The organism is Shewanella sp. 10N.286.51.B7 (genome assembly GCF_002873615.1).
Lineage (GTDB): Bacteria > Pseudomonadota > Gammaproteobacteria > Enterobacterales > Shewanellaceae > Shewanella > Shewanella electrodiphila.
Map to the genome: position 1 here is coordinate 151,624 of NZ_MCUF01000037.1, position 6,601 is coordinate 158,224.

The 6,601-nt window shown below is 39.3% G+C and carries 5 protein-coding genes; 3 read left to right on the forward strand and 2 right to left on the reverse strand.

Going from position 1 to position 6,601, the window contains the following annotated elements:
- Positions 1-186 precede the first annotated feature (186 nt).
- Entirely contained in the window at positions 187-1,161 is a 975-nt protein-coding gene (locus BCU84_RS11910) for a hypothetical protein (RefSeq protein WP_102528299.1), read from the forward strand.
- A gap of 70 nt (positions 1,162-1,231) precedes the next feature.
- Here BCU84_RS11910 and BCU84_RS11915 read toward each other — a convergent pair whose 3' ends face one another.
- The gene (locus tag BCU84_RS11915) at positions 1,232-2,740 is read right to left on the reverse strand and encodes a DUF3360 family protein (protein ID WP_102528300.1); all 1,509 of its coding nucleotides are present in this window, start codon (positions 2,738-2,740) and stop codon (positions 1,232-1,234) included.
- Positions 2,741-3,354: 614 nt separating this feature from the next.
- Between BCU84_RS11915 and BCU84_RS11920 the strand changes: the two genes are divergently transcribed.
- Positions 3,355-4,452 carry a GGDEF domain-containing protein gene (locus BCU84_RS11920; RefSeq protein ID WP_157936219.1) on the forward strand — a complete coding sequence of 366 codons (1,098 nt, stop codon included), beginning with the start codon at positions 3,355-3,357 and terminating at the stop codon, positions 4,450-4,452.
- 56 nt (positions 4,453-4,508) lie between these two features.
- On the opposite strand, the gene BCU84_RS11925 is transcribed toward BCU84_RS11920, so the two are convergent.
- Positions 4,509-5,399: a mechanosensitive ion channel domain-containing protein gene (locus BCU84_RS11925; protein WP_102528302.1), complete on the reverse strand. Its 891-nt coding sequence runs from the start codon at positions 5,397-5,399 to the stop codon at positions 4,509-4,511.
- 365 nt (positions 5,400-5,764) lie between these two features.
- Between BCU84_RS11925 and BCU84_RS11930 the strand changes: the two genes are divergently transcribed.
- Positions 5,765-6,481, forward strand: a complete 717-nt coding sequence (locus BCU84_RS11930; protein ID WP_102528303.1) for a YrhK family protein — start codon at positions 5,765-5,767, stop codon at positions 6,479-6,481.
- Positions 6,482-6,601: the final 120 nt, after the last annotated feature.

The following is a 6,601-nucleotide window of genomic DNA, read 5'->3' on the forward strand; positions in this document are numbered from 1 at the left end:
TCAGTAATCAGCAATTATAACGTACTTACAAAAGGGGAAATTCCCGCAGGTGATTTCAGAATGACTGCAAAGCAATAATTATGAGCTTTATTCATTTTAAACATTACAAAAAATCATTCTATCTGGCCTTAACAAACGTGAGAATTTCAGACACAATGTAGATAACATCCATCTAGACGGCTAAACATGAGAAAATCCCTAAAACAGCGTTCATCCGATCATCACCGTGGGATCTACTTTATTGGCACAACCCCACCTAAAATCGATACCGATTTTGAAATGGTCAGTACTATTGCTGATAAGTTATTAGCGCGCCTTGATGAGATTAGCTTTGATGGTTTGATCATTTACGATATTCAAGATGAAACTAGCCGTATTGATGCGCCAAGACCTTTTCCGTTTAAAGCTACCCATGATTCTGGCACTTATGCTCAATTGATCAATCAAAAGTCTGGTAAGCCTGTAATTGCTTATAAGAGTGTTGCAGGCCTTGATGAACAAGGTTTTAACGAGTGGTTATCTCGGGCTTGGTATCAAAATAATGTCAGAGACATCGTATTAGTCGGCTCGCCGTCCGCGCAAGTCGCAAGTTCTCTTCCATTAAATGATGCATACCGTGTGTTATCGGAACACTCTCAGGAGTTTTACCTTGGTGGTGTTGCCATTGCTGAGCGCCATTTAAGTAAAAAGAATGAACATATCCGTCTATTAGGTAAGTCCAATAAAGGCTGTGAATACTACATCACGCAAGCGGTGTATAACGCCCAAGCCACTATCGATATGCTTACCAGTTACGCTGAAGAGTGTGAGCTGAATAATATCAAGCCCAATCGAGTGATCCTGACTTTTTCACCTTGTGGTAGTGCTAAAACATTAGAATTTATTAATTGGTTAGGGGTATCAGTACCTGAAGAAACCAGCAACCGTATTTTGTCTGCAGATGATCCACTGTATGAATCAATTAAAGTTAATTACAGTAATTTGCAGAAGATTTTGGACGCCGTTATTCCACTTAATATCCCATTAGGCTTGAATATTGAAAGCTTAACCAATCGTAAAACAGAAATTGATGCGTCTATTTTGATGTATAAACTGCTTAAAGGCACGATGGATCAAGCCTTGGCCCAGAATCAAATAAATCAATTTGTGTTAAACAAATAAGCTCACTGCAAGCATGCCCTATGGCGTTAATTTCCCTAGGGCATGACTTTTCATACACAACTCAGCAGCGTTATTTCAAGTCCGAAATGATGGCCGGAATACCGGGTAGTAAACCCACTAGCGCCATAACGCCTGTGAGAATGACAAACATGATACTGGGTGCTATCCAGCGATTCATTCTAGTCAGTTTTGCGCTTCTGTCTTTACAGCCAATCAAGCCTAAATTATCCAATAGCATGGTGAGTGACCAGCCAAATGCAGGGTTCACTAATACTGATGAAAACACCACAATAGCGGCAGATTGGGTGGTTTTACCTTCGCGAGTCATTTCCATACCTGCTTCAAGTAATGGAATAAATACCCCAACGACCAGTGCAACACACAGCACAGGTTCCCAAATAGCAAGATCCATTGGATAACCCCATAGCGCAGCAATAACGCAAAACAATGCGGTAAGTAATGCACCCGCTGGAATAGGGCGCTTAGCAATCGCAGCTGGGACAATATAAGTCCCCCAAGATGAAGTGAAATTAGCCCCACCAAGTAGTGACCCCACTGTTTGACGAATTGAGGCACTGGTCATGGTATCGTCAATGTTCATATGTACTTTTTCAGTACGCGGAGGATAATTTATCTTTTGAAATACTTGATGGCCTAAAAAATCAGGGGACCACATAGCAACGGCTAAAATGGCAAAAGGCAGCACGACCATGAAGCTTTCGATAGTCGGTAAACCGAGCATCCAACCTGAGTTATCTCCCCACCAATACATTGGGTTCATATTAGGTAAACCAGGGGCGGTATGAAACTCAAATGGCGCGCCCATGGCAAAGGCTAATGTGCCGCCCAGTAAGCAACTTAATGGCACTGCAAGCCAACGTTTTCGCCAATGTTCCAGTAATGCGTACAGAATAATGGTGCAAAAAATCACGATAAAAGCAATGTGCTCCATGCCGATACCATCAGCCCACGCATACAATTTTTTTACTTGTGATGCGGTGCCGACAAAGCCTAGATACAAGAGTAGCCCTCCGCACACGCCTTTACTGGTGAGGTTTGCCAGCATACTGCCGCCTTTACTAATAGCGAGTATTAACCCTAGTGCGCCAATCAGTAATCCAAAGGCCATTGGGTGGCCACCTGCTGCAACCACAATCGGTATGATTGGGATCAACGGCCCATGGGTGCCAGCTAAGTTTGCTGTAGGTAATAAAAAACCTGAAAAGATAACAATGAAGAATGCAGCAATAATCAGTTCATAACGGACATTTTCTAAGATGAAACTTTCTTCAAGCCCTAGTGATGTTGCAAAGGTTGTCGCAATCGCGCCCACCATGACAACTTTACCAATGGTTGCAGCCATAGCTGCAATTGAATCTTCTGGTTCAAAGCGAAAATCTTTGAAAGGTAAGTTAGGACGCCAGCGTTTTGGGTCCATGATGCTGAGCTCGTGTTCTAGATATTCTTCTCGACTATTAAACGATGAACTTGGCTGATGTTGCTGTTGGTAATTTAACTTGTTTGCTTTTGTTGATTGGTCACTTTCTTGCTCATGTACTGATTCAGAATTACTGCTCATATTATTCCTATTGTTCATTCAAGAAAGTTCATTCACTAAAACTCACTTATTAAATTTCACTTGCTAAATTTCACTTGCTAAATTTCACTTGCTAAAAGTGCTTTGGATATAGACTCGGGATATAGATTAGAGGCACCTTATCTGAAGCATGTGGCCATAGCGAACAATAAAAGCAGTTTTGGACTCAGACATTAGTCGTAGGTAAATAATAATTTACAGATTTAAAATCAATAACTTGAATTGAATATTATCTATAGATAAGTCACAGGGTAGTTTTATGTAGGGTATTTGGGGTGTTACTCAGTCAGTTAATTACATTGAAAAATATATTGCAGAATAAACAAGAGTCATTATCTCATTACGATGTGATACCAAAGATAGGTTTTAATAAAGTCGACCTAAACCTCGTGATAGGTTTATAGCGTCATCCAGCTGATGATGAATCTGTTCATTGCTAAATCGGAATCTTGTTTAATTACTAATCTTGCGGTATTTCGACATTTAAAGCATTGAGGAGGAAATGCTTTAGGTTATTGAAAAGGTGAGCGTTAATTTATTAACTTAATTAGTGAGATAGTCTACTATTTGTGTGTATGGTTATATATGGAGATAGGATGTCTGCAGTTCACCCCAAACTAATTGAAATTGTTGTAGAACAAACGCCAAGGGCAATGATTGCCATGCTTATCGTCTCTATTGCTTATATTTCTATATTCATCTCATTTATTCCAATCACTATTTTATTGGCTTGGTTTTCATTGCAGTTACTTCTCGCGGTAGCTCGATACCTCAATATAAAAATGTTTAAACAGCATTTGAGTGACGACAATGCTAAGGGCTTGAGCCAACAAGAGATGGTATTTATAGGCCTTAATCTATTTCAAGCTTTCACTTGGATGGTTTCGTCTGTACTGATTATTATTTTCGCACCTCAACCATTTGAGCTGGTTAGTTTTGTGGTAGCGATAGGCATCATTACTGCTGCGACATTATCTATGACATCGCTTTATAAGGCTTATTTAGTATTCTTTTTTGCGATGATAATTCCTCAAGTTTTTATCATGTTTTATTATGGCGAGCATCAGCATATTGCCATGGTGGTATTCGCGGTAATTTATATTCCTGCAACAATCTTACTGTCTAAGTCGATGTATCATAGTCGTTTATCAAGTATTGAAGCTCATGAAGAAATAGAGAAAAGTGCTGAGGAATTCAGGAAACTCTCTATTGTTGATAATTTAACCAATGCTTATAACAGACGTTATTTTTTTGAAACCTCGAAAAAGGTTCTTATGATGGCGCTTAGAGATAGAAGAAAAGTGTCGATGCTGATGTTTGATATTGATTATTTTAAGAAAGTTAATGATACGCATGGGCACCAAACTGGAGATTATGTCTTAGTTAATTTGGCAAAAAATGTAAATCAACTCATGAGGGAAAGTGATATTTTTGCCCGCATCGGTGGCGAGGAGTTCGCCATTTTACTGAATAATACTTCAATGAATGATGCCAAAGTTTTAGCTGAAAGAGTTCGCGCTATGGTCGAAACATCCACTTTTGAATATAACAATACGGCTATACACATCACCATCAGTATTGGTCTTTCAGAGTGGACAGGTACTAGCATGCAAGTTGATCAGTTATATGCCATGGCCGATCAACATTTATATCTTGCTAAAGAAAATGGCAGAAACTGCTGTTATCCAGGCTAAAAATTCTGTTTTATGCACGAATAAATTATCATCTCATCAACATCGAAATTGTTGAATTAATCTTCTTTGGTGTGGGAGATGGTTAGTGCTCCATCTAGATGAATATCTCTCTGTGGGAAAGCAATTACAATCTTGTTCTGTTCAAATAATTCGTCAATTCGAAAGCGTATCTCACTACTGGTTTGTCGCAGTTGGCCTTCCATTTTTGCTTCCATCCAAAAATAGACGACAAAAGCTAAGGCGTTGTCACCAAAGTCATTGAAGATTACGGTAGGAGCAGGGGTTGTTAATATAGACTCTTGCTCTGAAACAGCTTGTTCGATTAATTGAGCCACTTTACGACAAGGCGAGCCATATGCCACGCCAACACTGATAGTGGTGCGTGTTTTAGTATCCATTAAGGTCCAGTTGATAACAGTATTTTCAAGTAATTTACTGTTAGGTATTAATAAATGCACGCCATCAGTACGGCGAATTCGAGTTGATCGAGTATTAATGGCTTCTACATTCCCTTTAACGCCATCAACCTCTAAAAAATCTCCAATTTTAATTGGACGTTCCCACATTAAAATCCAGCCACTAATAAAGTTGTTAATGATGTTCTGAGCGCCAAAACCGACACCAATTGCGACAGCGCCAGAGAGAAATGCAAAAGCCGTGATGGGGATATTAATCAGTTCCAATGTTATGGCTAACATGATGACAATACCGAGAATATAGGTAATGCGGCTAACCAAGTGCACTACATCAGGTTTCATTCCTTTTTTAGTCATACGACTGGTTAATAATTTAATGATCGCTTTAAGAACGAAATAACTTATCAGGAGTAAAAAGGGAATAAACAGAATATCGCCAACACTGATGGCTTTTTGTTGGACGGTAAAAACGGGTGTATCGAATATCGCAATGATATTGTCTAGCGCGCCATTAATTGTATCGAAATCCATCGTCATTCCTTGTTGTTTCATTAATTTGGCTAGTTTATTTTAGCTCGATTTTTAACAACTGCTCATGTTAGTTACATGGCGATGATTAAGTTTATAAGGATGATTTGTGCATTAGTTGGAGGTTGCTTCTGAGCGTAGCAAGCTTACGTTAGCTTATTTAGAAACAGCAAAACTAGGCGAACGGTTAGTTTTACTTGTGAATATTTTAACGGTTTCTGGAATGATTATTTGTAGGGTGCGCTCCTACATAAGTGATTCGTTTGATTGAGGTTTGTTAGTTAACATGCTTTGTGACAGTCAGGTTTAATTGCAGCCATCACTTACCGACCATATTTATCAAATACACCGACAGGAAAACGCTATTTATGCCACACGCCTTTTCAAATAGACGCCGCATTTTAAACCTTACCGCAGATAAAAAAGCGCTGAGGGCACAATTTCGCTGGGAAACCATCAATGCAATTGCTTATAAGTTGGGTGGTGTGTTGTTTGTTATAGGTAGTTTTTTCTTTTTCCCGAGTAGAGCTGAATATGCCTATATCGGTGGTTGGATATTCCTTGCTGCCTCGTTAACGTATTTAGTGGTGAATGTGCATGATATGGCCGAAATCCGACGTTACTGGAAAGACCATAGTACTCATAAAACAGATGAGGTTTTAGAGTACTTTGCGGGGGCGACTTATTTGCTCGGTACACTATGTTTTGTATTTGGCCGCATAACCAGCTTTCCTCAAGTTGACTGGGCGCTTGTCAGTACTTGGTTATTCATTATTGGCAGTACACTGTTTATTGTTGGAGCAGCGGCGAACATCTTTTTGATTATCAAAGCTGACTCTGTGAAATTACTGCAATTGATGAATTTAACCTCCATATGTTTCATCGTCGGGTCAGTGCTTTATGGCATGGCATCAGTGCCGTATTTATGGGCGTTCGAGTCGCCTAATGATCACTTACTTATTCTTAATTTTCTTGCTTGGCAGTACATGATTGGTAGCTGCTTGTTTCTGTTAGGTGGCATGTTTAATTACTGGCGGGCGTATTTGTTAGTTCAATCGGAAATTGCCAAGTTGCAGGAGTCATAATAAGGGCTTATAGGTGTTATTGGGGTTAAGGTTCTTTTATTGTGCATTGTTGATTATTACTATTACTAAATCTGTAAGTTCGCTCCGTTTTACTTAAGCATTTATATGAAATATTAATTT